The organism is Flavobacterium gyeonganense, assembly GCF_029625295.1.
Taxonomy (GTDB): domain Bacteria; phylum Bacteroidota; class Bacteroidia; order Flavobacteriales; family Flavobacteriaceae; genus Flavobacterium; species Flavobacterium gyeonganense.
Genome location: NZ_CP121112.1, coordinates 1,590,984 through 1,617,566 on the forward strand (window position 1 = coordinate 1,590,984; position 26,583 = coordinate 1,617,566).

Consider the following 26,583-nt stretch of genomic DNA (forward strand, 5'->3'; position numbering starts at 1 on the left):
ATATAATTAATAAGTTGTAAATTATGAATCATGAATAATTAAAAACATAATTCAGACGCGCAATTTACCACTCCCCATTCATAATTCAAAATTGAAAACTCATAATTCAAAACTTATGAGTGATATTTCACAATTATTTCAATTTATCGTTGTTTTTGTGACGATCCTTATCCCTAACCGATTTTAAATCCATTTTTTTATCAAAAGCAGCCTGTAAATCAATTCCTGTTTGATTAGCCAGGCATAAGACTACAAAAACAACATCGGCAAGTTCTTCGCCTAAATCTTTGTTTTTATCACTTTCTTTTTCTGATTGTTCCCCGTATCTACGCGCAATAATCCTCGCAACTTCACCTACTTCTTCTGTAAGTTGTGCCATATTGGTTAATTCATTAAAATAACGGACACCATGTTCTTTTATCCAGGTATCAACGTCTAATTGTGCGTTTTTCAAATCCATTACTATATTTTTTTAAGAATAATTTTTTCGCCTTGACTTGTGATTATTTTTTGAAAAATTTCTTTTAAGCCATCGTACTGATCTGCTGCAAAAATACTACTGTTAATTTCTGTTGAGCAAACAATCTGAATTTTGTTTCCTTCATTATTAATATTAAATCTATACAAAATTCCATTATTCTCAGCTACAATCTGAATAGGTTTTGGCAATGCCTCAATACTATATCCTTCAGGAATTTCAAGATTTATATTTAATTTTTCCTGACTGGGATACCCAAAATACACGGGCATTTGTCTTTTCTCCTGATTAAAATAATTTTTAGTTGTCGTAAAAAACAGCATCGGGGATATAAACATTTTGTCTCCAATAATTTCACATTGATTTTCTGAAATAAAGTCGAATGCTTCAATAACAGGCTTTTCGACATTTGTTTTTATATTTTCAACTGCATAATTTGAAATTTTAGCATTTTCTAATTGTTCTTCTAATTTTTCCAGATAATTCCCGGTACTTTTGTTTGCATTTGCAATTCTAAAACGATAAGCATCATAGTCGAGTTTATGATTTCGGATTTTACCTTGAAGTACTCCTGAATTATTGATTTTAGCAATCATCATCACATTTTCTTTTGACTGTGTAGCTGGAACCAAATTTATTTCTTCAGAAGATCCGTCTGATTTTATAAGTCTTCCTTTCCAATTCAATACATTTAATGGCAGAATATCAGGAGAAGTAAATTTATGCGAGGCGTCTAATAAAATTTGTTTTCCATCAATTTCCGCAGCAGCAATAACATAATTAAACCCGGTTCTTGTGGGATATACCGGAGTACCGTTCTCAATAGTACTAACTAACACAGGATTTGCTTTGATACCTGCGAACTGAAGCATATTAATTAGAATAAAATTAATTTCGGCTACGTTACCCGTTTGGTTTTTATAGGCTTCTTTTACTCCTTTGTCAGTATAATAATCATTCTTTTCGTCCCAGTTCATTTTATTCTGGACAAATTTAAAAATGACATTCAGTCTTTCCTCTGGTGAATTAATATCAATCAATATTCGATTTAGATCTTCCGTTAAAAACATTTTCTCATTGAGTTGCTTCCCAAAATTTTCATTTTTAAAAATTGTTGTAGCAACTCCCTCCCAGGTTTGTGCATAATCTTTGACAGGCTGTTCTGGTAAACGAACCCTTTCCAGTTCATGTCGAATTGAAATTCTGTAATTTTCAAGATTATCTACATAGAGCTCCTCTATAAGAGCCGGAATATCTTTGCATGAATAGACCGCATCGATCTGCCTATAATTAAATGATCTGGATTGATTATATTCATTGGTAAAGTTCTGGTGTCCTCCAACCATTTTAGATTCTGAAGCAATATTCTGGTATCCGATTAGTAATGGTTTATAAATATAAAACTCAGGGATTTCTGTTTTGTATTGAAAATAATTTACCGGTACATCATACTGACATTGGAAATCGGGAAAATTGACAATGTTTTCAGACTTTAAAATGTATTTGAATTCCAGAATTGAACCCACTTTTACATTAGGAAAAGTAATTGTTTTTTCATTCCAGTATTTATTTACATTGGTTTTAAAAACTCCCTGTCCATCTAATTTAGTTTTTATAATATTTTTATTTTCAATATTATAAGTAAAAGCATTAGAAAATTCCAAATAATCCTTATTCATATTTTCATATCCTACATAGTACTTTACTTTTTGATTGGCCCAGCTAAGTCCTTCCTTTTTATATATTTTAATTTTAAATTCATAAACATGATTTGCTGTAAAACCGTTTTTTATATCGTAAATAAAAAAAGTTTTGGCTTTTTTAAACAATATAGCTGCAGGAGCAGAACTGTCTTTTGGATGAACTGTTTCTTCTAATTCTGCAACTGTTACTTTTCCTAACTCGTAATTTTGGGCTTTGACAGTAATAGAAGTAAGAATTAAAATTATCGAAATAATTATGGCGTATAATTTCATTTTAAATTTTCTTTAAAACAATTTTCTCGCTTTCTTTTGCAATCATTGCTTTATAGTAATCTTTTAGCATTTCATATTGCTGTGTTGATACAATTGCTTCATTAATTTGATGAGAAATTACCATCTGAAGCGTATTTTCATTAGCTGCAATATTAAACTTGAAGGAGCCTAAGTTATCTTGCATGGTCATTGCAGCTGGCGCAGGAAGTGTTTCGACTGCATAGCCATCAGGAATTTTAATTGTGATGTTATATTTGTCCATAAATGGAAATCCAAAATCAACAGGATATTCTCTTGTTTCCTGATTAAATGGGTTCTTTTCAGTAGAAAAGAATAACATTGGACTAACATATATTTTACCCCCTATTACTTCACATAAATTATTTCCCGTAAACGAATAGGTTTCTATAATAGGTTTCAAAATCTCTTTTTCGTTTGTTTTTGAGTAGTCGCTGATTTCTATTTTATTATTTTTGTTTTCAAGTTTTTCCAGATATTCATCTTCTTTTGTACTAAAAATATTTTTTCTTGTAATCATGGCGTTATAATCTGTACATTGTCTTCTTGCCTGTCCTGTCACTTTACCTTCAGGATCAATATTATAAGTCAAAAAAACAATATCATTAGACGCCTTCTTAGGCATTAGGTCGATTTCCTGAGAAGTCCCGTCCTTTCTTATTAATCTTCCCTGCCAGTTTAAAGTTCTAAGCGGTAAAACATTAGGAATAGAAAATTTATCAGATGCATCTAATAATATATAGCCATTTTCAGTTTCTACTGCTGCAATTACATAGTTGTAGGCTGTTCTGTTAGGGAATAATGCTACCCCGTTCGATCTTGTACTAACCAAAACCGGATTTGCAGTTAAACCCGAATGACGTAACATTGCTGTTAGCATTAAATTTATCTCGGCAATATTTCCTGATTTTTCCTGATAGGCTTTACGTACTCCTTTATCACAGCTGTAGCCATAATATTCATTCCATTTTACATTTGATTTAACATGATTTAAAATAATTAATATTTTCTCCTCAGGGTTTGTTACTCCTGCTAGTAATGCTTTTAAATCATCTTCAAAATATCCTGTCTTGTTTAATTCAGGACCAAAATCATCATACTCATAAATTGTCTTGGCTACTGAATTCCAATTAGTAGAAAAAGTTTTTATTGGACTATTAGGAAACTTAACAATTGATAGTTCCTGCTCCAGGCTGGAGGTATAATTATCTATGTTATTGACAAAAGATTCCTCTTTCATCGCTGGCAAATCTTCAGCGATATAAGTTGTTTCAGCTTCCACATAATCTATTTTATTCTGAGAAAACTCGGTTTTTATTGGACCTGCGAATCCTCCTGCTGAATACCTTTCTTTAGAATTTATCAGGATTGATTTATTGTTTTTTTCTGCATTAACTTTAGGAAACACATATCCCTTTTGTCTAACATTAAAAATATAATATTCCGGAATGTAAGTTACATACTTAGAATAATTTACCGGAATACTGGTTTGAAAAGCCCAGTCACGCATCATTGTGATGTTAGATGTTCTGATTGTATAACTGTATTCTAGCACTGATCCTTCTTTTACATTAGGCATTGCAATTTTCTTTCTTGACCTGTACTTATTTACTTCTTCATTAAAAATACCATCACTTTTGAGTTTGGTTTTTTCTATTTTTCCGTTGACTAAATTAAAAGTACACACATCCGAAAAATCAACTTTTTCCCTGGAATCATTACTTGCATTGTAGTATACCACACTTTGGTTTGCCCAGTCATAGCCTTCTTTTTTATATATTTTAATGCGCGCTTCAACATGCGTGATTAAAACAAATCCGTCTTGTTGGTTATATTCAATTGTGGCTGTCCCCTTTTTGTACAATATCGCTGCAGCCGCAGATGAATCTTTTGGATGCATTTTCTGCTCTAGTTCAGCAATAGATACTTTTCCTAATTTAAATTCCTGTGCTGTTGTTTTAGAAAGAATAAAAAACACAACTAAAAAACTGAAAAATTTAATAAACTTCATTGGGTTTGTTTTGATGATTATGATTAGTTTCTGGTTAGTATAATTTTGGCATTATCATTTTTTGATACCTGCTCCATAAAAAGACGGTATTCATCATATTCTTTGTTGGAATATTTTCCTTTATTTAAAAACATAGAGCGTTTGTAAGTAAGTTTATTATCTTCCTTTTTGATAATTTCTGTTTTATATTCGCCAAATTTCCCTTTTAATTCAAAGTTCGAAGGAAGAAATTCAATTGAAAATCCGGCTGGAAGATTAACTTCAATTTCATCTGTATCTAAATAACCACGCTGAATCTGAAAAGGATTTTTACGATTTCGGATGCGCTTGACATTACTTTTGCTTTGATTAAAAACATCTACCGGAAAAATCATTTTATTAGCCGAAATGACACCATAATTCGTTGCACTTACCTCTATATCTTCAGTAAAACGAATCTTTTGTTTATCATTTGTAAAAGTTATTTTCCCTAATTTTAAATTATTAATGTTACTCCAATATTCTTTATAATGTGCTTCTTTTTCTGTAGGCTGTAAAATTTCAGTCCTGGACTTTGAACTGTATTGAGAACCTTCTGAAGTTATAAAAATATGACCAGAAAGATTACCATTTTCATCAATACTATAACTTCCTTTATCTGTTTGGGTATTTCCTTTATCATCATATATTTTAGTCCTCACAATTACGCCACCTTCAGGCTTCACGACCAAAACATCCCTGTCATCTGTAAAAGTACCCTGATAACCAAATGGATCATCCTGGCTTGTACATTCCAAAAAAGTATAATTATCTCCATTTGGAACTGCCAGTATCATATGGTTTCCCTGCATTGAGACAAAATCAGACTGAATATTGGACTTGTAGCGATCACCATATAAAATAGTATTATAAGAGGGAACATCAACCGCTTGTAAAAGAGCCTTAGTATAATTGGATAATGCTTTACAATCACCATATCCCAAGCGATCTACATCTGTAGCCAGCATAGGTTTCCATCCCCCAATCCCTATAGCAATATTCACATATCGTGATTTTTTCTGTACATAATCATACACAATTTTTGCTTTTTCGACAGGGTCTTTTTCGTTTCCGACAAGTGCTTTGATTTTAGTCTTAGTTTCTTCCGGCAGCTCAGTAGTACCTGTTAGAATTTTATCTCCATACCATTTACCAAAAGCTTCCCACGTTGTTGCTGTCCCGTCTACTCCTTCTAAGTGAAATTTTTCAAGTCCCATCATAATTCTCGGATAAAGATCACGTGAAGACGGGCTAAGATCTTCAGCCTTCTGAGCTAAAATATTAATGGCCTCGTAACTTAGCCTGGTATCTGTATCAGCCGTTTTTTTAATATTAAATCCTGAAAAATAAAACTCCTTCTTTTTAAACCCAAGATTATTCGGAAAAGTAACATTTAATACACTTTTCTCGACACTAAGATAATACCCTCCTAAAAAATACCATTGTGGTATAAAAGCGGTATTGGAAGTTTCCGTTTCGCAGCTATAAACAATAGTAAAGGGATATGAAACTGGCGTATAATTTAAATAAACTACTCGGTTATCTGAAAAAAGGGTGCTTCCGCTTACAGCACTTTGGTCTATAAAATCTTTTTCTTTTGATCTTTTTGATTTCTTTCCCAAAAGCATCATAAACAATGGCTTCGATACTTTTAATTGAGGTTGTTTTATCATAGTGCTGATAAGCATCAATATCATTTAACCCTTTTTCATTCAAAACCGACACCACTTTTTGGATTTTGATATTCATACTTCTTTGGGAAGCAATCGTAATATCCATTTGATCCAAACGCACAACGGCATTGGCATTTTCTTTGAGACTGTCTTTAATTATAAAAATTGGATAAGTATTTTTCTGAGCTGAAGAAATTGCAGTAAACAACAGAAAAAACAAGACGTAAAAAGGGGTTTTCATTAGTAAGTATTTTCGCCAAATATATATTATTTTCCGAAACACTTTAACAAATATTTAATAATTTTACTCCTTGTTTTTGCTATCCATTACAATCGTTACAGGACCATCATTTAACAGCCTGACTTTCATATCTGCACCAAAAATTCCGGTTTGTACTTTTTTATTGAATTCTTTCTCCAAAGACTTTATGAAGTTTTCATACATCGGAATCGAAAAGTCTGGCTTTGAAGCTTTTATATACGAAGGGCGGTTTCCTTTTTTTGTTGATGCGTGAAGCGTAAACTGACTTACGACAATAATTTCTCCGTCAATATCCTGAACCGAACAGTTCATTACATCATTCTCATCTCCAAAAATTCTCATTTTAATTATTTTACCGGCGAGCCAGTCAATATCTTCCTGCGTATCTGCATCTTCAATGCCAACTAAAACCAATAATCCTTTTTGAATTTTAGCAACTATTTCCTGATCAACGGTTACTGATGCTTCTGAAACTCTTTGGATTACTATTTTCATTAAAATTGTGAATTATTGTGAATAGGTTAGATGCACTGCTGAGCATATCTACATCTCCAATTTGGGATTTGGGATTTTATATAGAAAAAGGAATATTGAAATTTATTATTTCCTAGTTTCATCACTAGCTGCACGATCTTCACCATAAGTATCGGTACGATAATGCTCCTCATCTCCTTCGAGAATTTTAAGATAACTATTATAGCGGGACCAGGCAATTTCGTCTTTTTCTAAAGCTGCTTTTATGGCGCAATGTGGTTCTTCCTTGTGCAAACAGTTGTTAAACTTGCATTGATCTTTCAATTTGAAGAATTCCGGAAAATACCCACTGATTTCTTCTTTTTCCATATCCACGATTCCAAAACCTTTTATTCCCGGCGTATCTATTATCCTGGCATCAAAAGACAAATCATACATTTCTGCAAAAGTAGTAGTATGCTGACCTTGTTTGCTTTGTTCTGAAATTACAGTAGTTTTAAGATGAAGACTTGGTTCCATAGCATTTACCAAAGTTGATTTTCCAACTCCCGAATGTCCGGAAAACATACTTACTTTTCCAACCATCATTTCTTTAAGTTGGTCAACACCTTTATTTTCTGTAGAAGAAATTCTCAGACATTTATATCCAATTTCAGAATAAATGTGCTGCAAATAAAGCTGATCGTCTAAAGTTTGCTCATTTAGAGTATCTATTTTATTAAAGATTAGGATTGCTTCGATTCCGTAAGCTTCAGCCGTAACCAAAAAACGATCAATAAAACTTGTAGTTGTTGGCGGATTATCAATAGTAACCAGTAAAAAAACCTGATCAATGTTAGATGCAATGATGTGAATCTGTTTAGACAAGTTGACCGATTTACGAACGATATAGTTCTTTCTTTCGTGGATATTATGAATGGTTCCCGTAACTGCATCTGAAGTTTTGTCCAGTTCATAATCTACAATATCGCCTACAGCAATAGGATTGGTACTTTTTATACCTTTTATTCTGAATTTCCCTTTCATACGGCATTCCACAAAATCTCCATTTTCAGATTTTACGGTATACCAGCTTCCTGTAGATTTATAAACGAGTCCTGTCATTCAATTCAAATTGTTGATTTTAGATTTCTGATTTTAGATTTATTTCTTAATCTAAAAACAAAAGGCAAAATTACGTTTTTAGAATTGAACAACGCAACTTCGCCTTTTAAAATTAAAATCTATCCTTTGAATTTGGTATTCTTACCAAATAATTTCAGCTAGTACATCGTCCTCCTTTACTTTCCCAAGCTGAATTGTTTTCAAAACTTTAGTAGTTTTTCCGGCTTTAGTTGTATAAATTTCTACCATAATTGTTGCCGGACCATTTTCTGTTAATTGTGTTTCGCCAAAATAATTGGTTTTAATCTGGTATTTCCCTTTAATTGCATTTCGAATCAAATACTGCTCTGGTCCATAACCTTGCGTAAAATCTTTTTGAAAATCTCGCTCCGGCTTCTGTTGTTGTATGACTGTAATAACATTCTTCTCCATTTGGCTCAATTACGTGAAGGTCTAAATCTACATCCATCTGATTCCAGTTCATTATAATTCTAATATCAACAGACATTTTATCCAAATATTTTTTATCTAATTTTTCAACTTTCAAACCTGAATGTTCAATTAGCATTCGATTCAAATCCATCAGAATAATATCTTCAACTCCTTGATAATGTCCGCTCATTTCACCATAATAATTTACTTCTAAAGCTTTAATCAATTCATCAAAAGCTTCCTGATATTTTCCAGCATCTTCAAGAGTTAAAGCATAATCACGTAAACTCTGCGGTTCATGAGTTCTCCATTTTACGACTTGTTTTGCAGTAAATACAGCATCCTCATAATCTTTCCACTGGCGTAAAGTATAAGTCAGTGTTTTATAAAGCTGATGATTTTCTAATCCTAAATCAGCAATATTGCTAATAACCTGCAATGCTTTTTTTACATCTCCCTGATTATAGAAAAAGTGTGCTACATCAAAATAAAAACTCGGATTTCTTTCCTGTGCTTTTCTTAATTCGAAATACAAATCATATTGTTTTTCTTTTGGTGCCGATGCCAAAGCTTTTAAATATAAGCGATCTGGGTTCCAAGCATTTGGCTGATCTTGAACTGCTGAAGTTTTAAAGTATGCGCGTCCCAGACTTATCGTGTCTGAAATAACTTCTCCAGATTTTATATCTCCATCACGATATACCGCAACGCCTTCAACTTTACCTGCTAATGCTTGTGCTAAGTTGTTTGTTATCCCGGAAACAATACGCTTTTGAGTACTATATCCCATTACTATTTCTTCTTTCAATTTTTTATCTGACTCAGAATTAGCTACATTAGGCGCAACAAATCGAACCTGATCCACTTTTGGTGCAGATGGTGGAGAAGCTGTATTATAAACATTATTATCTTCTTGCACTATCTCCATTACTGGTCCTGAGCCAACAGGTTCGTCAACGGTCATAACAGCATCCGGATCACCCTTAATGGTTTCATAAGCTTCACGTTTCTTATTTTTAGATCTTGGTAAAACTTTTGGAGCCACATATTTCAAATCTTTTTTCCACCATGAATTTAATCCTGTAAAATAACTATCAATATTTTCCCAGTTATTTTTTTGTTTGGCCAGACTGGTATCCTGTTCCTGCTTTTTGATTTTATCAAATTCGGCACGTAATTCGGCCGGCGGAATAATATCATACATAATATAATCACGAATATTTTCTAAAACAATCAGCGATGTATTCTTGGTAATGATTCCGTATTTCTTCCCTAAAGTTTCTATTTCCTGAGCATTTTTGTCATATTGCAATTCCAGATTCGCAATTTTTTTCTGAGCCCAGAGTTTTTCGATATTGACCTGATTGGTATTTTGAACAGCATTGTCTACAGTTATCTTTCTTTCTAAAACAGCATCATCTCCATTACCAAATAACAATGTAATTTCATTTTTTGGATTTAATGAAATACCAGAAAAACTAAAACTACCTGAAACTGCAGTTCCTTCCATAGGAAAAAAATCAGTAATCAAAAGATTTTCCTTTATACCTAAGAATTTCAGATTCGTCTTAACCAATTTATCCAAAGCATTTTCTGTACTTAACTGATTCAGATTAATAAAATTTCCACCCGTTTCTGAAGCTGTATAATTTAAAAAAGCAAAGTCAGCCGATACAGAAGATGAAATCGTAAATACCGGTTTTTTAGTTTTAGGAAATGAATTTTCACTCAAAGAAGATAATCCGTCTGTAGAAAACAGATACTGATCATGATTTGCAAAACTTAACTGCGAGTAACGTGTTCCGCCGTCATATTTTGTGTTTTCTAAAACCGTTTTTAATTCACTCCAATTTCCATTAGAAATAATAAACTCTCTTTGCTTTTCAAAAGTGTAATTCAAAAAGTATAAAGTCACTTTTGTATTTTGTATCTTTTGAAAATAAGAGTCCAGAAAATCCAGTTCCTTTTTCAAATCACGTGTCTGACAACTTAGTGAATTATCCCAGATTAAACCAATTGAAGACGGAATTTTTCTTGCTTTCGTAATTCCTTCAGTAAAGGCATTTCCATAAAAATAATACTGACCACCTACATCCTGAGTCAAAACGCCTGGTTCATTATTTTGTATTGGAACTTCAAAAACGATCTTTTCTTCAGGCTGATAATTTTCTTTCTCAAAAGAAGCTTCAAAAGACTGATTCCATTTTGAAAAAGAAATTCTGGACGACTTTTCGATAATCTTTGGTGAAGTTGCAGCTCCAATAACAGAAATCTTCACTGAAAATTTATCTAATTTCTTAGGATAACGGCTTACCAATTGATACGCCAGATTATTTTTATCTGAAGCTGAAAGTTCTTCTTCGTACCCAATAATTACGATTCTTTCTCCGTTTGGCATTAACGGATAAATTCTTGTTCTAAAATTATTCCCGTCTACTTTTTCCAATAATCCCGGATCAACTCTTCGATGCTCAATCGCTTCAAAAACCTGTTTCCCTTTATTTTTATTTACCGGAACAGCTTCGCGCATTTTGCCGTTAATATCAATTGCATACCTCGAAACCGAAACATTTTCGGGCAATGGAAAAATAAGTTCCGCCTCCATTTGACGGGTTCCCGAATTAAAAAAATGCATTTCGGCTGTAGTGCAAGCAATATTTCCAACCACCTTGACATTAACAAGAAGCTGACTCATCCTGACTTTTTCAGCTTCTGCTCCTTTGACCGTCATCTCTGGACTTTGTGCAAAAGTTTTGGTTCCGAAAAACAACAAAAGATAGAATAATAATTTCAAACTGGCTTGAAAATTTTCTGGCTTAAACATTTTTGATTTCATGACTCGAAAGTTAAGATTGTATTTCATTATAGAGATCAAAAAAACTAAAAAGGTTGGGAAGAAAAAACTTTATTTCCAAAAAAATAATATTGAAACTGTATAAGCAATATAAGTTCATTAAGCAAAAAAATCCCCACCGCAGGAGCGATGGAGATTCTCAAAAACAATTTATTATAAAATGATATAAAAAAACTTTAAATCATAACTTGCAAAAACTTAAATTAACTTATATCACTTATATGGTTTAAAATTCAATTATGCGTTGAAAATTTTCTCCTGGTGACCAATACTTTCCTGATGAATCGCTTTGAACATTCTCAAAACAAACTCTTCAGTAAGACCTTTTTTCTCGCCTTCCAAAATCATTTTTCCTAAGATTTCGTTCCAACGGCTGTTTTGAAGAATTGCAACGTTAGCATCTTTTTTTACCTGACCAATTTCGTCAGCTACTTTCATACGTTTTCCTAAAAGCTCTAATAAGTTAGCATCAAGTACATCGATATTAGCTCTTAGTTTTGTCATTTTTTGACTGTACTCATCTGTAGTATCATCCGTTTTTCTGATCGTCAAATCTTTAATGATTTGTTTCAAAGTATCCGGAGTAACCTGTTGAGCAGCATCAGACCAAGCGTTGTCAGGATCGATATGAGTTTCAATAATCATACCGTCGTAGTTCAGGTCTAAAGCCTCTTGCGTTACTTCGAAAATCATTTTACGATCTCCAGTAATGTGAGATGGATCGATGATTAATGGTAAATCAGGGAATTTATTTTGTAATTCGATAGCAATCTGCCATTCCGGAATGTTTCTGTATTTTGTTTTTTCGTAAGTAGAGAAACCTCTGTGGATAACTCCTAACTTTTCGATACCTGCCATGTGTAAACGCTCAACACCACCTAACCATAACGCTAAATCCGGGTTTACAGGGTTTTTCACCAAAACAATTTTATCAGTTCCTTTCAAAGTATCAGCAATTTCCTGAACTGCAAAAGGGTTTGCTGTTGTACGTGCACCAACCCATAAAACGTCGATATCGTATTCTAAAGCCAGTTTACAGTGAGCAGCAGTCGCAACTTCAGTTCCCATTAATAAACCAGTTTCAGCTTTTGCTTTTTGTAACCATTTTAATCCAATTTCACCAATACCTTCAAATCCTCCCGGACGCGTTCTTGGTTTCCAGATTCCTGCTCTGAACACGCTTACTTTAGAATCCTTCAATTCGTGAGCAATTTTCAAAACCTGATCTTCCGTTTCTGCACTACAAGGTCCAGCTATCACAAGTGGGTGATCTAAATTGAAATCTTCTAACCACTTTCTCATTTCTTTCTTATTTTCCATCTTTATTATAGTTTACTTTTTAATTGTTAATCCGTTTAATATCTCTTTTATTTTATTTGTACTTTCCATTTCTTCAAAAATGGCATTGTAATTTTCTTCTTTCAACAAATCCCTAAACCGACTGAGATTTGAAATATAAGCTTCTAATGTTTCCAGAACGTGTTCCTTATTCTGCTTAAAAATCGGTGTCCACATAGCCGGCGAACTTTTTGCTAAACGAACCGTGCTTTCAAATCCGCTTCCCGCCATGTCAAAAATATCCTGCTCGTCTTTTTCTTTATTCATCACCGTTTTCCCGAGCATAAACGAACTAATGTGCGACAAATGCGAAACGTAAGCTATGTGCTTATCGTGCGAAACCGGATCCATATATCGAATTCTCATTCCAATTTCTGCAAAAAGTTTTAATGCTTTCTCCTGCAATTTAAAAGTGGTTTTTTCCACTTCGCAAATAATATTTGTTTTTCCCTGAAACAATCCTCTTATTGCTGCCGATGGACCGGAAAACTCTGTTCCTGCAATTGGATGTGTAGCAATAAAATTTCTCCTTTTCGGGTGATTGGCTACTGCGTCACAGATTGGTTTTTTAGTCGATCCTACTTCAAAAACAATTGTTTTGTCTCCAACCGCATCCAGTACTTTTGGCAAAACCGTCAGTGCCACATCAACCGGAACCGAAACAATTACAAAATCGGCATCTGCCAAATCTTCAAAGTTCCCTTCCTGATCGATGACTCCCAAATCAATTGCTTGCTGCAAATGATTTTCGTTCTTATCGATCCCAAAAATAGTCGCATCAGGATGTTCTTCTTTGATGTCCAGCACCATTGAGCCACCTATTAACCCTATTCCTATTACGTATACTTTCATCTTTATTTTTATTTGAAGCTAATTCCTGCTATCCGCTGTATCTTTTGTGTCGAACCCCGCCACAAAAGGATGCCGCTTCTATCAGGGCTAGGGCTTCTCGTTTTTTTCAAGACCTTTTACTTTTTTCGTCTTTTTTGTCATTTCGACGAAGGAGACCCGAGCGATAGCGAATAGGCGAAGCAAATCTTCGCAAATAGCTCCGCAACGAGAGTCTAATCTTTGTCGAGTTTCTCGTGGAGATCCCTCGTTCCTCGGGATGACAAACTGTAGCGAAAAAATCTAAAATCTTAATACTTAATTCTAAAGTCTTAATACTTAAAACCGATCAATCGCCTCCTGTATTTTCTCTTCTTTCACGCACAATGAGAATCGGATATATCCTTCACCGTTACTTCCAAAAATAGTTCCCGGCGTGATAAAAATATGCTTCTCATATAATATTTCGTCAATGAACTTCTCTGCTGATTCGATTCCTTCCGGAAGTTTTGCCCAGACGAATAATCCAACTCCTTCTTTGTAAACTTTACAACCTAGTTTCTCAGCCAGTTTTTCAGTTAATTCTCTTCGGCGTCTGTAAATTTTATTATTATCTTCAAACCAGGATTTATCACATTTCAACGCTGCGATGGCCCCTTTCTGAATACCGTAGAACATTCCGCTGTCCATGTTGCTTTTTACTTTTAGCACTGCATCAATAATTTCAGGATTCCCTAAAACCATTCCGACTCTCCAGCCCGCCATGTTGAACGTTTTACTAAGTGAATTCAATTCTAAAGCCACCTCTTTTGCGCCTTCAACCTGCAATAAACTCATCGGATTATCATTCAAAACAAAACTATACGGATTATCGTTGATCAATAATATGTTGTGTTTTTTAGCAAAAGCAACCAGTTTTTCAAATAACGCCAAACTTCCTCTCGCACCTGTTGGCATGTGCGGATAGCCCAGCCACATAATTTTCACTTTCGAAAGATCCAGTTTTTCTAAAGCTTCAAAATCCGGTTCCCAGGCGTTTGCTTCTTTCAAATCATAATACACCGGAACTGCCTGAACCAAATTAGTTACCGAAGTATAAGTCGGATAACCCGGATTCGGAATCAAAACATGGTCACCCGGATTTAAAAATGCAAGCGAAATATGCATAATTCCTTCTTTCGAGCCCATCAATGGTAAAATCTCATTGTTCGGATTCAGTGCAACACCAAACTGATCTTTATAGAAATCCGCCATCGCCTGTCTCATTTCCGGTAATCCCTGATAACTTTGATAACCATGCCCGTTTTCGTCCTGAATTGCCGCAGCGACTGCTTCAATTACTGGTTTTGACGGACTCAAATCAGGGCTTCCAATTCCCATACTGATAATCGGTTTTCCTTCAGACATCAGTTGTCTCACTTCTCTCAATTTTGAGGAGAAATAGTACTCTTCAACTGTGTCTAATCGTTTTGCTGTTGTAATCATGATTTTTATAAATTCTCTTTTAGAGTTTTCTATTTTTAATCCCGAAGGATTGGAATTTGTTTTTTTAAAATTTGAAATTTCCTTTACAAAGGTTTTGTATTTCTATATTCCCCCAACACTTTAAAATACTCTGCCATTATATTCAATAATGCTTTTGCTTTTGCGTAATCTTCGTATTTCTCAAATGTTACATCTACGAAAAACGAATATTTCCAGGGTGTTTCAATTTTTGGAAGCGACTGGATTTTGGTCAAATTCAGTTTGCAGTCGCTCATTACGTTTAAAACTGCTGCCAGACTTCCTCTTTTATGATCCAGTTCAAATTTGATAGAAGCTCTGTTGATTTCGCTTTCCGGTAAAAATGAATTCTGCTTTTTTATAATTACAAAACGCGTCATGTTGTTTTTGATCGTTTGAATTTCCGGTGCCAGAATTTCCAGATCATACATTTCTGATGCCGTTCTGCTTCCAATCGCTGCAATTCCCGTTAATTGATTTTGCTCAATCCTTCTGGCTGTTTCAGCTGTATCCTTATCTTCGACCAATTTGATGTTTGGATACTGTTTTAAGAAATCCATACATTGCAATAACGCCATCGGGTGCGAATGAACTTCTTTAATATCTTCAATCTTCTGACCTTTCAAAGCCATTAAATTTTGGTGAATACTTAAATAATGTTCTCCAATAATGTGTAAATTATTCTTGTCAATCAAAGCATAATTCGGAATAATTGGTCCTGCTATCGAATTTTCAATTGCCATAACCGCCTGATCTGATTTTCCGGCAATAAGACTGTCGACTAATTCTTCAAAAGACAAACATTCGTCAATTTCAACATTTTCAGCAAAATACTCTTTTACTACCTGATGATGAAAAGATCCTTTGATACCTTGTATTGCAATTTTAGCTGTCATATAGTCAAAAAAATCCTGATTTTCATCAGGATTGTATATTAGTTTTATTTGTCTTTTAATTTTTCTCAAATAACCATAGCACAATCCTAACTTCTACTAAAGAAGAAATAAAAGTTGTTGCTAAAATAAAAACGGTTAGTTGCCATTTTGTTTGTGTTATTTTTTAAATTCTGTGCGAATGTATAAATTATTTTAAACGCACCAAAAAAAATATTGCATTTTATGAAACAAAAAAGGATTTCTTAACAAATTAAAGCCGTTTTGTATGATATTTTAATAAATCAGGCTTAAAATGAGATTTATACAATTGGTTTTGAGGGAGATTATGTGAGCCCTTTGTATTAATTCCTCAATATTGTCATTTCGACGGAGGAGAAATCACATGTGTAATTCGACAAAGGTTGGCAACTTTATGGACTGAGCTGCTTGTGTGATTTCTCCTCCGTCGAAATGACAAAAAAATCAAAAGAAATTATTTAGAAAGGCTCAAATGGCTTTTAACCTCATCCCAGGTGTACAACTCTGTTTTTCCTTCTTCTAAGTTTTTGATCCGAATATCCAATTCATTTTTCACATCATCAGAGATTTCTAAATCTTTTTTGGAAACACTATCCAACAATTGTTCTGCCAAAACAATTTTCTCGGCATCACTATATTTAGATAAATTTTTAATTTTCATATCCTTTTTTATTTAATTGAATATTACAAATTTAGACAAATTTTATTTTGAAACGAGAATCTTTTTAGCCCCGATGGAAGTGAAAATCCTTTTGTGCCGGGGTTCGGCACAAAAGATTACTTCGTCAGTTCGCTGTCGCTTGTGTGTAACGTACAGCGGGAAACAGCTCCTAAAAAAACTAAAACAATCCTGAAACCGGATTATTCTTAATTCCGATTTTTGAATAATCGAAGCCCATTTTTTGCTGCAATAATGAAGCATAAACCGATCTGAAATCAATTTGGTGTTTTAAATCACCATTGTCTAAGTCGGCTAAGTTTGGATTATTGCCTAAAATTGTTCCTTTATTATTTCCTCCAATTACAAACATTGGCGCTGCAGTTCCGTGATCGGTTCCGCTTCCGTTGTCTTTTACACGTCTCCCAAATTCAGAAAACACAACAACGGTAACATTTTGAAGTAATTGTGCCTCTTTCAGATCATTATAAAAACTAAATAATGCATCATTTAATTCTGTCAATTTTCTTTCATGAAGAGAAAGCTGATTGTCGTGCGTGTCGAATCCGCCAAGGGATGTATAATACACTTTTGAATTCAGGTTTCCTTTTACGAGTCTTGCAATCCATTCCAGATTTTTGGACAATCCTGTTTTTGGGTAACTAATCTCAGTTTTCGATTGCTTTAGTGCATTTTGAATATCACCTGAACCTTCTACAACCGAATTGGCAATTTTACGAACGAAATCCAATTGCGGATTATCGGATAGTTTTTCATTTTCCTTGTTTGATTTTACTTTAAAGCGATCTGGGTCTTTCACCGTAATCGAATTGGGTTCCAAACCTTTTAAAGCCAGGTTGTCTATCGAATCCAGATTGATTCCGGCAGTTGGCTGATGATCGTGACATTGCAGATCCAAGTAACGTCCTAACCAGCCTTCGTTTATATATTTATTGGAATCTGCTGCAGTCTGCCAAATTTCCTGACTGCGGAAATGCGAACGAACCGGTTCCGGATAACCGACATTCTGAATTACGGTTAAATCTCCGTTTTGCTGCATCTGGGCAAAATCTTTTAAGGCAGGATGAAATGCCATCCCTTTATTTTTGCCCACCACTATATCTTTATTCAGGGCAATTTTAGTTCTGTATTCGTAATACAACGGATCATCGTAAGGAATAAAAGTATTCAGTCCGTCATTTCCTCCGTTAAGCTGAACAAAAACCAGGCACTGCTCGCCGATTACCAAATTACTTTGTTCACCAAATGCATGCAAAAAACTTGGAAGCACAAGCATTCCGCCCGTAAATGTTCCAGTTAAGGTTAGAAAATTTCTTCTGTTCATGATAATAGCATTTTAAATTAACTGATATTCCGGCAGCTTAGTGATAAAATTAAACAAACGAACAACAGCATAATTGGCATTAGGATTTTTAGGATCAAAATCATATTTCAGTAAATTTTCCATGTCTTTTTGCATGGATTCGTTTACATTAAATAACAATCTGTTGGATAATTCGGCTATGATAGTTTTATTATTTCCGTTGGCATCAAATTCTACTTTTACCTCTCTTTTCTCTAATTCCATTTTGGGTTTTGGATTTTCATTAGTCATCGAATTGAGCACTTTTTTTGAAAGTTTTCGTCCGCTGCAAAGCAAGTCCGAAGTATTGTTTCGCTGCAGATAAACCTGCGAAGTCAGCCATGAATTCCCTCCATCCCAGCCTTTTACATTGACCTGATTGTACAAATCCATTCCCTGCTGTTTTAGAAAGGCTACAATCATCGCTTCATGGTAATCTTTTAGCTGCAATTCATCAATAATCTGAAAAATATAAACCAGAGGGTCTTTGATTTTATTGCCCGAAACATCTTTGGCATATTCTTCAGTAAAGATTTTAGTAAGCAACGGTTTCATTTCAAAATTTACTTTCCTGAAATAGTCACCATAATGTTTCACCGATTCTTCTGATGGATTATCGTAAAGAAACCATTTCAGAATTTTTCGTGTAATTAAATACGGAATGCTTTTTTGTTCGAAAATGATATCAACCAGATCATCTGCTTTCCAGTTTCCTGTTCTGCCGAAATAGGTTTTGTTGCTGTTATCTTCTGAGTTTTTTTTGTAAATCCCACCATCATCACCATAATTTAATCCTGCCAAAGCTTTTGCCCCATTTTTAATATCTTCTTCGGTATAATTCCCAATTCCTATGGTAAATAGCTCCAGTAGTTCGCGGCTTAGATTTTCATTTATTTTGCCTTTTTTATTATCGACATTGTCCAGGTATTTGATCATGGCGTTCGACTTCACCATCTGTTTGGTCAACTCCTTGAAATTTCCAAAAGCATTTTCCCGTAAAATCATGTTATGCTGATAAATCCAGTAATTGATTTTTACTTTTTGTGAAGTGGAAACAAAATGATTATGCCAGAAACAAACCATTTTTTCGCGTAACGGAAATTCGTCAGATTGCATTTTTGCAACCCACCATTTTTTTAATTCGGCAGTAGTTTCGTTTTCTTTTTTCTGAATTTTATTTTTCTCCTCGGGATCGAGATTTTTTACAGATTGACGTAATTCTTTGTATTCAGCAATTGTTTTGGGACTGTCTTGTAAAAAAGCAGGAAGTTGGTTATCAAATTTCGAATCATAAGATTTCTTTAGAAATTTTTCTAATCCTATTTTTTCAATTTTAGCAGCTTGCTTTCCTGAGAAGCCCAATCGTAACGACCAAAGATTGCTTTTTTTCATAATTCGAAGATTATTTAAAATAAGACTTTGGATTTTTGAAAAGGTTTAATTCAAATGACCTAAAGCATTACTAAGATTTAAAAGCTGTTGACTATTGTAAAGCAAAATTTTCTCATGAAAATTGTCATTCCGAGGAACGAGGAATCTTCGCAAGAAACTCCGCACCAATAGGTTCACATATTTTTTAGTAAAACACATTTAAAACAAGAAAAATCTTTCTTTATTTGTGATTTAAAAAAATTTGCCATGCTAATATACGAAGGCTACCATACTTATTACATCTACATTATAACAAACAAATCAAAAACTGTTTTCTATACTGGAGTAACCAACAATTTAAAAATTCGTTTAATTCAGCATAAAGAAAATATTACTGATGGAAATAAAAGTTTTGCTTCAAAATATAAAGTTGAGTTTTTATTGTATTATGAAAAATTTACTTGGATTCAAGAAGCTATTAGTCGTGAAAAAGAAATAAAAGGCTGGAGTAGAAATAAAAAAATTGAGTTAATTAAAACTCTTAATCCAGATTTAGATTTTTTGAACAATTTGTTTGATTGAAATTTACTATTTTCAAAGTTTATCAATCATAAAATACTTGTGGAACTTGTAGTTATTAATCCTTGATGATTTTTCTCACCGTTTTGTCATCCTGACGGAGGAAGGATCTTCACAAGAAACTCTGCAATACAAATCATCAATCTTTGTCGAGTTTCTTGCGAAGATTCCTCGTTCCTCGGAATGACAAAGATTATGGATAAAAAATTGAAATAAAAAAAAGCAGCTATCATTACAATAACTGCTTTCTATTACTCAGAATAAATCTTTTTTCTTTACTCTATAATCTTTCTTCCAAGAAAAAAATTAAGACCCACACATCTCACAATCCTCAGGACCTGCAGCTTGTGCTTTTAACAACATCGCTTTGTATTCCTCAATATTGATTTCTTCAGTTTCTGCAACTAAAGCTGGTGTTTCTTCTTTTTTATCATTGTTTAATGTGAACTTAATCGCATCAACGGCTGATTTTGTTCTCAAGTAATACATACCAGTTTTTAAACCGGATTGCCAAGCATAGAAGTGCATTGATGTAAGTTTAGAATAGTTGGCATCCTGCATGAACAAGTTCAATGATTGTGATTGGTCAATAAAATAACCTCTTTGACGTGACATATCGATAATGTCTTTCATCGACATTTCCCAAACGGTTTTGTATAGTTCTTTTAAGTCTTGCGGAATCAAATCAATGTTTTGAACAGATCCGTTATGACGCATGATTTCTTGTTTCAATGACTCGTTCCATAAACCTCTTTCAACCAAATCATGCAATAAATGCTTGTTTACTACAATGAATTCTCCTGACAATACACGACGTGTGTAAATGTTTGATGTATACGGTTCAAAAGCTTCGTTGTTACCCAGAATCTGAGAAGTTGAAGCAGTTGGCATTGGCGCCACCAATAATGAGTTACGAACTCCGTGCTCTACCACTTCTTTTCTTAAAGATGCCCAGTCCCAACGACCAGATAATTCTTCATCTTTCATTCCCCACATGTTGTACTGGAATTCTCCTTTAGACATTGGAGATCCTTCAAATGTAGAATATGGTCCTTCTTCTTTAGCCATTTCCATGGAAGCGGTTACGGCTGCAAAGTATAAGGTTTCAAAAATTTCCTGATTTAATGCTTTAGCTTCATCGCTTGTAAACGGCATACGCAACATAATAAAAGCATCAGCCAGACCTTGCACTCCCAATCCTACCGGACGGTGACGCATATTTGAGTTTTCTGCTTCTTTTACCGGGTAATAGTTTCTGTCGATTACTTTGTTCAGGTTGCGTGCTACACGTTTTGTAACATTGTAAAGTGCTTCGTGATCGAATTTCCCATTTTCAATGAACATTGGCAATGAGATTGATGCTAAATTACAAACTGCAATTTCGTCTTTAGATGTAAACTCCATAATCTCTGTACACAAGTTTGAAGAACGGATAGTTCCTAAATTCTTGTGGTTTGACTTACGGTTTGCCGCATCCTTGTATAACATGTAAGGTGTTCCGGTCTCGATTTGAGATTCCAGGATTTTCTCCCATAATTCACGTGCACGGATAGTCTTTCTTCCTTTTCCTCTGAATTCGTAATCAAGGTATAACTTTTCAAATTCCTCTCCGTAAACATCATATAATCCTGGACATTCGTTTGGACACATTAACGTCCAGGGACCATCTTCCTGAACACGTTTCATGAATAAATCGGATGTCCACATCGCAAAGAATAAGTCTCTTGCACGCATTTCTTCTTTTCCGGTATTTTTCTTTAAATCCAAAAATTCAAAAATATCAGCATGCCATGTTTCGATATAAATCGCAAAACTTCCTTTACGTTTTCCACCACCCTGATCTACATAACGTGCTGTATCGTTGAATACTCTCAACATTGGAACAATTCCATTTGAAGTTCCGTTTGTACCGCGAATGTAAGATCCTGTTGCACGAACGTTATGAATAGAAAGACCAATTCCTCCCGCTGACTGCGAGATTTTAGCCGTTTGTTTTAAGGTATCGTAAATTCCGTCAATACTGTCATCCTGCATTGCCAAAAGGAAACAAGAAGACATTTGAGGTTTTGGAGTCCCCGCGTTGAACAACGTTGGCGTTGCATGTGTGAAATATTTTTTAGACATTAAATCGTAAGTCTCAATAACCGATTTCAAATCGTCTAAGTGAATCCCCACAGAAACACGCATTAACATATGCTGCGGACGCTCTACAATTTTTCCGTTTATTTTTAGAAGATAAGAACGCTCTAAAGTTTTAAATCCAAAGTAATCGTAATTAAAATCTCTTGTGTAAATAATGTGAGAATCTAAGAAAGCTGCGTTTTCCTGAATCACTTTGTAAACATCATCAGCAATTAACGGAGCATCCTGACCATTTCTTGGATTTACGTAGTGATACATATCTTTCATCGTTTCTGAAAACGATTTTTTGGTATTTGAATGCAGGTTTGAAATTGCCACACGAGCTGCCAATTGTGCATAATCCGGGTGTGCAATAGTCATAGACGCCGCTGTTTCTGCCGCAAGATTATCTAATTCAGATGTAGAAACTCCGTCATACAATCCTTCGATAACTCTCATAGCTACCTTAACAGGATCTACAAGCTCATTAAGCCCGTAACACAATTTTTTGATTCTTTCTGTAATCTTATCAAACATTACAGGCTCTTTGTGGCCATCTCTTTTTACTACATACATAAGCTTACTTTTTTTATAGTTATTGAAAAAATGAAAGGCACCGGAAAATGAATTCCGACACTAAACATTGCGTGTTTTTAAATTTATTTTTTGAGAATTGTAAAATCCCCATAGTTATTGGTTCTTCAATCTAAAATATAGACGAAAAAACCCGTAAAAATGCAACCGGATCTTCGATTTGGGAGTGAGATCCAATCTAAAATTTTGTTTAGTATAGAAACTTTCGTTTCTTGATTTTATTGTGTTTTAGTGTTCGTGGCGGACACTAAAATGCAGTACTTTTTTGTTCTAAAAATCTGCGTCAAACGATATTTTCTGAGCATCACTGTCTGTGTTCATCACACCTGACTTTTGATACTCTGCAACACGTTTTTCAAAGAAATTAGTTTTTCCCTGAAGAGAAATCATGTCCATGAAATCAAACGGATTCGCTGATCCATAAACACGTTCGCAACCTAATTCTACTAATAATCTGTCAGCAACAAATTCTAAGTATTGTGTCATTAAAGCAGCATTCATTCCAATCAAACTTACCGGAAGAGATTCAGTTACAAACTCTCTTTCGATATCCAAAGCATTAACAATGATTTCCTTAATTCTTTCTTTTGGCACTTTATTGATCAAGTGATGATTGTGCAAGTGTACCGCAAAGTCACAATGTACGCCTTCGTCACGCGAAATCAATTCATTAGAAAAAGTAAGGCCTGGCATCAAACCACGTTTCTTTAACCAATAAATAGAACAGAAAGCACCTGAGAAGAAAATACCTTCAACTGCAGCAAAAGCAATCAGCCTTTCAGCAAACGAATCAGATTCGATCCATTTTAGAGCCCATTCCCCTTTTTTAGCAATTGCAGGAAAAACTTCCAAAGCATTAAACAATTCTGCTTTTTCGGCTTCATCTTTCACGTAAGTATCGATCAATAAGGAGTAGGTTTCGCTATGAATATTCTCCATCATAATCTGAAAACCGTAGAAAAACTTAGCTTCAGCATATTGTACTTCGTTTACAAAGTTTTCAGCAAGATTTTCATTTACGATTCCGTCAGAAGCAGCAAAGAATGCTAAAATGTGTTTGATAAAATATCTTTCGTCGTCATTAAGTTTATTATTCCAATCTGTCAAGTCCTGATGCAAATCGATTTCTTCGGCAGTCCAGAAGCTAGCTTCCATTTTCTTATACCATTCCCAAATATCATGATGTTTAATTGGAAAAATAACAAAGCGATTCTTATTTTCTTGTAAAATTGGTTCAACTTGTGACATTGTATTTTTGTTTAATTTTTATAATGAATTTCCCCTTATTCAGAACGATTACAAAGATTGTCATTTATCGTCAAAAATGAAAGTCAAACTTATTCACAATTCGATGTAGTTTTTAACAAAGCAAAAAAATGAAACTTTTTTCACACAATATTTAATCAACTGAAAACTAAATACTTAACAACAACACATAAACGCTAAACCCCTGTAAAATATAGGCTTTTTAGAATAAGAAACAAGAAAATTGAGAATGTTTTAAAAAGTTTTTTTTGAGTTAAAAAAACTTTTTTTTGAGCTAAAAAAGATCAAAATTAAGCCTTAAATAAGGGTGTTGATTTTACACTTTTTTATACTCTTCGGCTACCTTTTCAAGTTCAAGATACCAGTCTTCACCAAAACGACGAATAAGTGCTTCTTTGACAAATTTATAAACCGGAACTTCTAATTCTTTTCCCAAAGAACAAGCATCATCGCAGATATCCCATTTATCGTAATTAACAGCTGCGAACTCCGTAAAATCTTTTACGCGAATTGGATATAAATGACAGGAAACCGGTTTTTTCCAGTCAACGATTCCCTGATTGTAGGCTTGTTCGATTCCGCAAAGAGCAGTTTTACCATCAAAAATCACATAAGCACAATCTTTATTATCGATTAGCGGGGTTTCAAGATCACCGTCGGTACCTTTTACCCAGGTTCCCTGCGCTTCGATAGCTGCAATACCTTCTTTACGCAAAAAAGGTTTTACTTTAGGATATACCTCTTCCAGAATTTTGGTTTCTGCTTCGCTCAAAGGAGCACCGGCATCCCCGTCAACGCAGCACGCTCCTTTACAAGCTGACAAGTTGCACACAAATTCTTTTTCAAGAATATCTTCTGAAATAATGGTTTTTCCTAATTGAAACATGATAATAAAATACTGAAATTCATAAAGTGCAAAGATAGTCAAAGAATAGATATAAAAAATTTACCATAGAGATTCACAGAGCGTTTCAGATAGATTAGGAAAGAATTATTTAATTCTCGATCTTTTACAATTAAGCATCTCCAATCTTTGCGAAAAATCTTTGCGAAACTTTGCAGCAAAAGCAATATTTGTTACAAAAACAACACAAATAGCGATGTTGCTGTATTTTTATAACAAAAAAGCTTTCTGAAGAAAAAAACCTAACTTTATTATTTACTTTTGCAAAAGTTTTTTAATTCTTTAAAATCAAAGTAATATGTTAGAAATCAGTTTAAAAGAAATCATTACAGTAAGCATGGTGTTATTTGCAGTTATTGATATCGTGGGCTCTATACCTATTATTGTGAATTTAAGAGCAAAGGTTGGACACATCGAATCAGAAAAAGCTTCGCTTGTTGCCGGTGCAATTATGATTGTTTTCCTTTTTGTTGGTGAAGGCCTGCTTAATCTTATAGGCATTGATGTACACTCATTTGCTGTTGCCGGTTCTTTTGTATTGTTCTTCCTTGCTTTGGAAATGATCTTAGGAATTCGAATTTACCGTGATGAAGAACCCGGTTCGGCCTCTATTGTTCCATTAGCGTTTCCTTTAATTGCAGGAGCAGGAACCATGACTACTTTACTTTCGTTACGATCTCAATTTCATACTATCAATATCATTATTGCGATTTTATTGAATATTATATTGGTTTATATTGTTTTAAAATCATCCAAAAAAATTGAAACTTTATTAGGCGAAAACGGGCTAGGCGTAGTTCGCAAGACATTTGGAGTAATTCTCTTAGCAATAGCTGTTAAATTATTCGCTGCTAATGTTAAAGGTTTGTTCGTCTAAAGGATATTTTTATAAATTTGTTCCATAAAATTCTAAAATACAGCTCAAAAAGCTCTGCTTTATTATTTTAGACAAACAAACATCCTATGAAAATCTTTACTTCCATCTTAGTGGTTTTGGCATTAGCTTTAATCGTTTTTAATATTACGCAGCTTGACTTTCAAAATCCATTCGAAGGAGAGAGCGCTGTAGCTCTTATTGGGATAGCTGCTTCATTGTGTGCCGTTTTAATTCTTTTGATTTTTAGAATTTCTAAAAAAATTGAAGAAAAAACAAACGGAAGATAATATGTTTGACGTTTTAATTGTTGGCGGAGGCGTTTCAGGCATGTCCTGTGCCCTGATTTTAGGATCTGCCAAAAACAAAGCTTTTGTAACCGACAAAAAAATCGGAATTTTTGCACATCAGAAAAGCTCTTCTTTACAGGAAGCTATTTTTTACAATGCTTATGGTATAACACCAGGCAAATTGGGTTCAGAATTATTATCCGAAAGCATTCAGGATTTAGCTCAAACCTACCCGCACATTGCTCAGATTCCAAATGAAAAGGTAATTAAAATTGAGGGAGTCTATCCAGAATTTACGGTAATTACAAACAAAAACTCTTACGAGACAAAAAGCATCGTTATCGGAATTGGTTCCGCAAATACTTTTGACATCCAAGGTTTGATGCAATATGTAGAGCCTCACAAAAAAGCTTTACCTGAAAAACAGCGCATCCAGCTTAAAAACGAGGATCACAAAGTCGCTGAAGGCATTTATGTAATTGGAACTTTAGCCGGATGGAGAAGTCAATTGGCTATTGCTGCCGGAAGCGGAGCCGCTGTTGCTACAGATATCCTTACTTTGTGGAATAACGGCGTGCAGACTCATGCACATGATAGCATCCGATAAAATCTTATAAATTATTAAAACATATAAGTGATATAAGTTCAATACACTTTTCGTATAGATTAGATAAACTTAT

General features: G+C 34.2%; 23 protein-coding genes. 4 read left to right on the forward strand and 19 right to left on the reverse strand.

The window, feature by feature from the left end:
- Window positions 1-133: 133 nt before the first annotated feature.
- The 16 genes from P5P89_RS06895 to P5P89_RS06965 form a co-directional block, all read right to left on the reverse strand.
- Window positions 134-460 carry a nucleotide pyrophosphohydrolase gene (locus P5P89_RS06895; protein ID WP_012022600.1) on the reverse strand — a complete coding sequence of 109 codons (327 nt, stop codon included), beginning with the start codon at window positions 458-460 and terminating at the stop codon, window positions 134-136.
- 2 nt (window positions 461-462) lie between these two features.
- Window positions 463-2,454 carry a DUF3857 domain-containing protein gene (locus P5P89_RS06900; protein ID WP_278011293.1) on the reverse strand — a complete coding sequence of 664 codons (1,992 nt, stop codon included), beginning with the start codon at window positions 2,452-2,454 and terminating at the stop codon, window positions 463-465.
- Window position 2,455: 1 nt separating this feature from the next.
- Entirely contained in the window at window positions 2,456-4,483 is a 2,028-nt protein-coding gene (locus tag P5P89_RS06905; protein ID WP_278011294.1) for a transglutaminase family protein, read from the reverse strand.
- A 23-nt stretch (window positions 4,484-4,506) separates the two neighbouring features.
- Window positions 4,507-6,132 (reverse strand): DUF3857 domain-containing protein, encoded by a 1,626-nt coding sequence (locus P5P89_RS06910; RefSeq protein WP_340696530.1) that lies wholly within the window; start codon window positions 6,130-6,132, stop codon window positions 4,507-4,509.
- Window positions 6,041-6,415: a hypothetical protein gene (locus P5P89_RS21660; protein WP_340696531.1), complete on the reverse strand. Its 375-nt coding sequence runs from the start codon at window positions 6,413-6,415 to the stop codon at window positions 6,041-6,043. The genes P5P89_RS06910 and P5P89_RS21660 overlap by 92 nt, the downstream gene beginning before the upstream one ends.
- Before the next feature lie 63 nt (window positions 6,416-6,478).
- Window positions 6,479-6,931, reverse strand: coding sequence for a D-aminoacyl-tRNA deacylase (gene dtd, locus P5P89_RS06915; protein ID WP_278011295.1), 453 nt, complete (start codon window positions 6,929-6,931; stop codon window positions 6,479-6,481).
- A gap of 105 nt (window positions 6,932-7,036) precedes the next feature.
- Window positions 7,037-8,014, reverse strand: coding sequence for a ribosome small subunit-dependent GTPase A (gene rsgA, locus P5P89_RS06920; RefSeq protein WP_278011296.1), 978 nt, complete (start codon window positions 8,012-8,014; stop codon window positions 7,037-7,039).
- 141 nt (window positions 8,015-8,155) lie between these two features.
- Window positions 8,156-8,353, reverse strand: coding sequence for a DUF2135 domain-containing protein (locus tag P5P89_RS06925; protein WP_278011297.1), 198 nt, complete (start codon window positions 8,351-8,353; stop codon window positions 8,156-8,158).
- Window positions 8,334-11,270 carry a VIT domain-containing protein gene (locus P5P89_RS06930; protein ID WP_278011298.1) on the reverse strand — a complete coding sequence of 979 codons (2,937 nt, stop codon included), beginning with the start codon at window positions 11,268-11,270 and terminating at the stop codon, window positions 8,334-8,336. Before P5P89_RS06930 ends, P5P89_RS06925 begins: the two co-directional genes overlap by 20 nt.
- Window positions 11,271-11,537: 267 nt before the next feature.
- Window positions 11,538-12,620: a bifunctional 3-deoxy-7-phosphoheptulonate synthase/chorismate mutase type II gene (locus P5P89_RS06935; RefSeq protein ID WP_163395274.1), complete on the reverse strand. Its 1,083-nt coding sequence runs from the start codon at window positions 12,618-12,620 to the stop codon at window positions 11,538-11,540.
- Between the two features lie 12 nt (window positions 12,621-12,632).
- Entirely contained in the window at window positions 12,633-13,490 is an 858-nt protein-coding gene (locus tag P5P89_RS06940; RefSeq protein ID WP_278011299.1) for a prephenate dehydrogenase, read from the reverse strand.
- 315 nt (window positions 13,491-13,805) lie between these two features.
- On the reverse strand, window positions 13,806-14,951 hold the full coding sequence (locus P5P89_RS06945; protein ID WP_278011300.1) for a pyridoxal phosphate-dependent aminotransferase: 1,146 nt from the start codon (window positions 14,949-14,951) through the stop codon (window positions 13,806-13,808).
- A gap of 83 nt (window positions 14,952-15,034) precedes the next feature.
- On the reverse strand, window positions 15,035-15,865 hold the full coding sequence (locus P5P89_RS06950; protein ID WP_278011994.1) for a prephenate dehydratase: 831 nt from the start codon (window positions 15,863-15,865) through the stop codon (window positions 15,035-15,037).
- A 472-nt stretch (window positions 15,866-16,337) separates the two neighbouring features.
- Entirely contained in the window at window positions 16,338-16,544 is a 207-nt protein-coding gene (locus tag P5P89_RS06955) for an addiction module protein (RefSeq protein ID WP_278011301.1), read from the reverse strand.
- Between the two features lie 178 nt (window positions 16,545-16,722).
- Window positions 16,723-17,886 carry a DUF1501 domain-containing protein gene (locus tag P5P89_RS06960; RefSeq protein WP_278011302.1) on the reverse strand — a complete coding sequence of 388 codons (1,164 nt, stop codon included), beginning with the start codon at window positions 17,884-17,886 and terminating at the stop codon, window positions 16,723-16,725.
- A 12-nt stretch (window positions 17,887-17,898) separates the two neighbouring features.
- Complete coding sequence (locus tag P5P89_RS06965; protein ID WP_278011303.1) at window positions 17,899-19,296, reverse strand: DUF1800 domain-containing protein; 1,398 nt, start codon at window positions 19,294-19,296, stop codon at window positions 17,899-17,901.
- 246 nt (window positions 19,297-19,542) lie between these two features.
- On the opposite strand from P5P89_RS06965, the gene P5P89_RS06970 reads away from it, so the two are divergent.
- Window positions 19,543-19,857 carry a GIY-YIG nuclease family protein gene (locus P5P89_RS06970; protein ID WP_110307227.1) on the forward strand — a complete coding sequence of 105 codons (315 nt, stop codon included), beginning with the start codon at window positions 19,543-19,545 and terminating at the stop codon, window positions 19,855-19,857.
- A gap of 303 nt (window positions 19,858-20,160) precedes the next feature.
- On the opposite strand, the gene P5P89_RS06975 is transcribed toward P5P89_RS06970, so the two are convergent.
- From P5P89_RS06975 to P5P89_RS06985, 3 genes are all read right to left on the reverse strand, one after another.
- Window positions 20,161-22,551, reverse strand: a complete 2,391-nt coding sequence (locus tag P5P89_RS06975) for a ribonucleoside-diphosphate reductase subunit alpha (RefSeq protein ID WP_278011304.1) — start codon at window positions 22,549-22,551, stop codon at window positions 20,161-20,163.
- 288 nt (window positions 22,552-22,839) lie between these two features.
- Window positions 22,840-23,817 (reverse strand): ribonucleotide-diphosphate reductase subunit beta, encoded by a 978-nt coding sequence (locus P5P89_RS06980; protein ID WP_223683366.1) that lies wholly within the window; start codon window positions 23,815-23,817, stop codon window positions 22,840-22,842.
- A gap of 334 nt (window positions 23,818-24,151) precedes the next feature.
- Window positions 24,152-24,721: a DUF3109 family protein gene (locus P5P89_RS06985; protein WP_278011305.1), complete on the reverse strand. Its 570-nt coding sequence runs from the start codon at window positions 24,719-24,721 to the stop codon at window positions 24,152-24,154.
- Between the two features lie 316 nt (window positions 24,722-25,037).
- Between P5P89_RS06985 and P5P89_RS06990 the strand changes: the two genes are divergently transcribed.
- From P5P89_RS06990 to P5P89_RS07000, 3 genes are all read left to right on the forward strand, one after another.
- Entirely contained in the window at window positions 25,038-25,616 is a 579-nt protein-coding gene (locus tag P5P89_RS06990) for a MarC family protein (protein ID WP_223683368.1), read from the forward strand.
- Between the two features lie 86 nt (window positions 25,617-25,702).
- Complete coding sequence (locus tag P5P89_RS06995) at window positions 25,703-25,903, forward strand: hypothetical protein (RefSeq protein ID WP_278011306.1); 201 nt, start codon at window positions 25,703-25,705, stop codon at window positions 25,901-25,903.
- A gap of 1 nt (window position 25,904) precedes the next feature.
- The gene (locus P5P89_RS07000; RefSeq protein WP_278011995.1) at window positions 25,905-26,510 is read left to right on the forward strand and encodes an FAD-dependent oxidoreductase; all 606 of its coding nucleotides are present in this window, start codon (window positions 25,905-25,907) and stop codon (window positions 26,508-26,510) included.
- Window positions 26,511-26,583 lie beyond the last annotated feature (73 nt).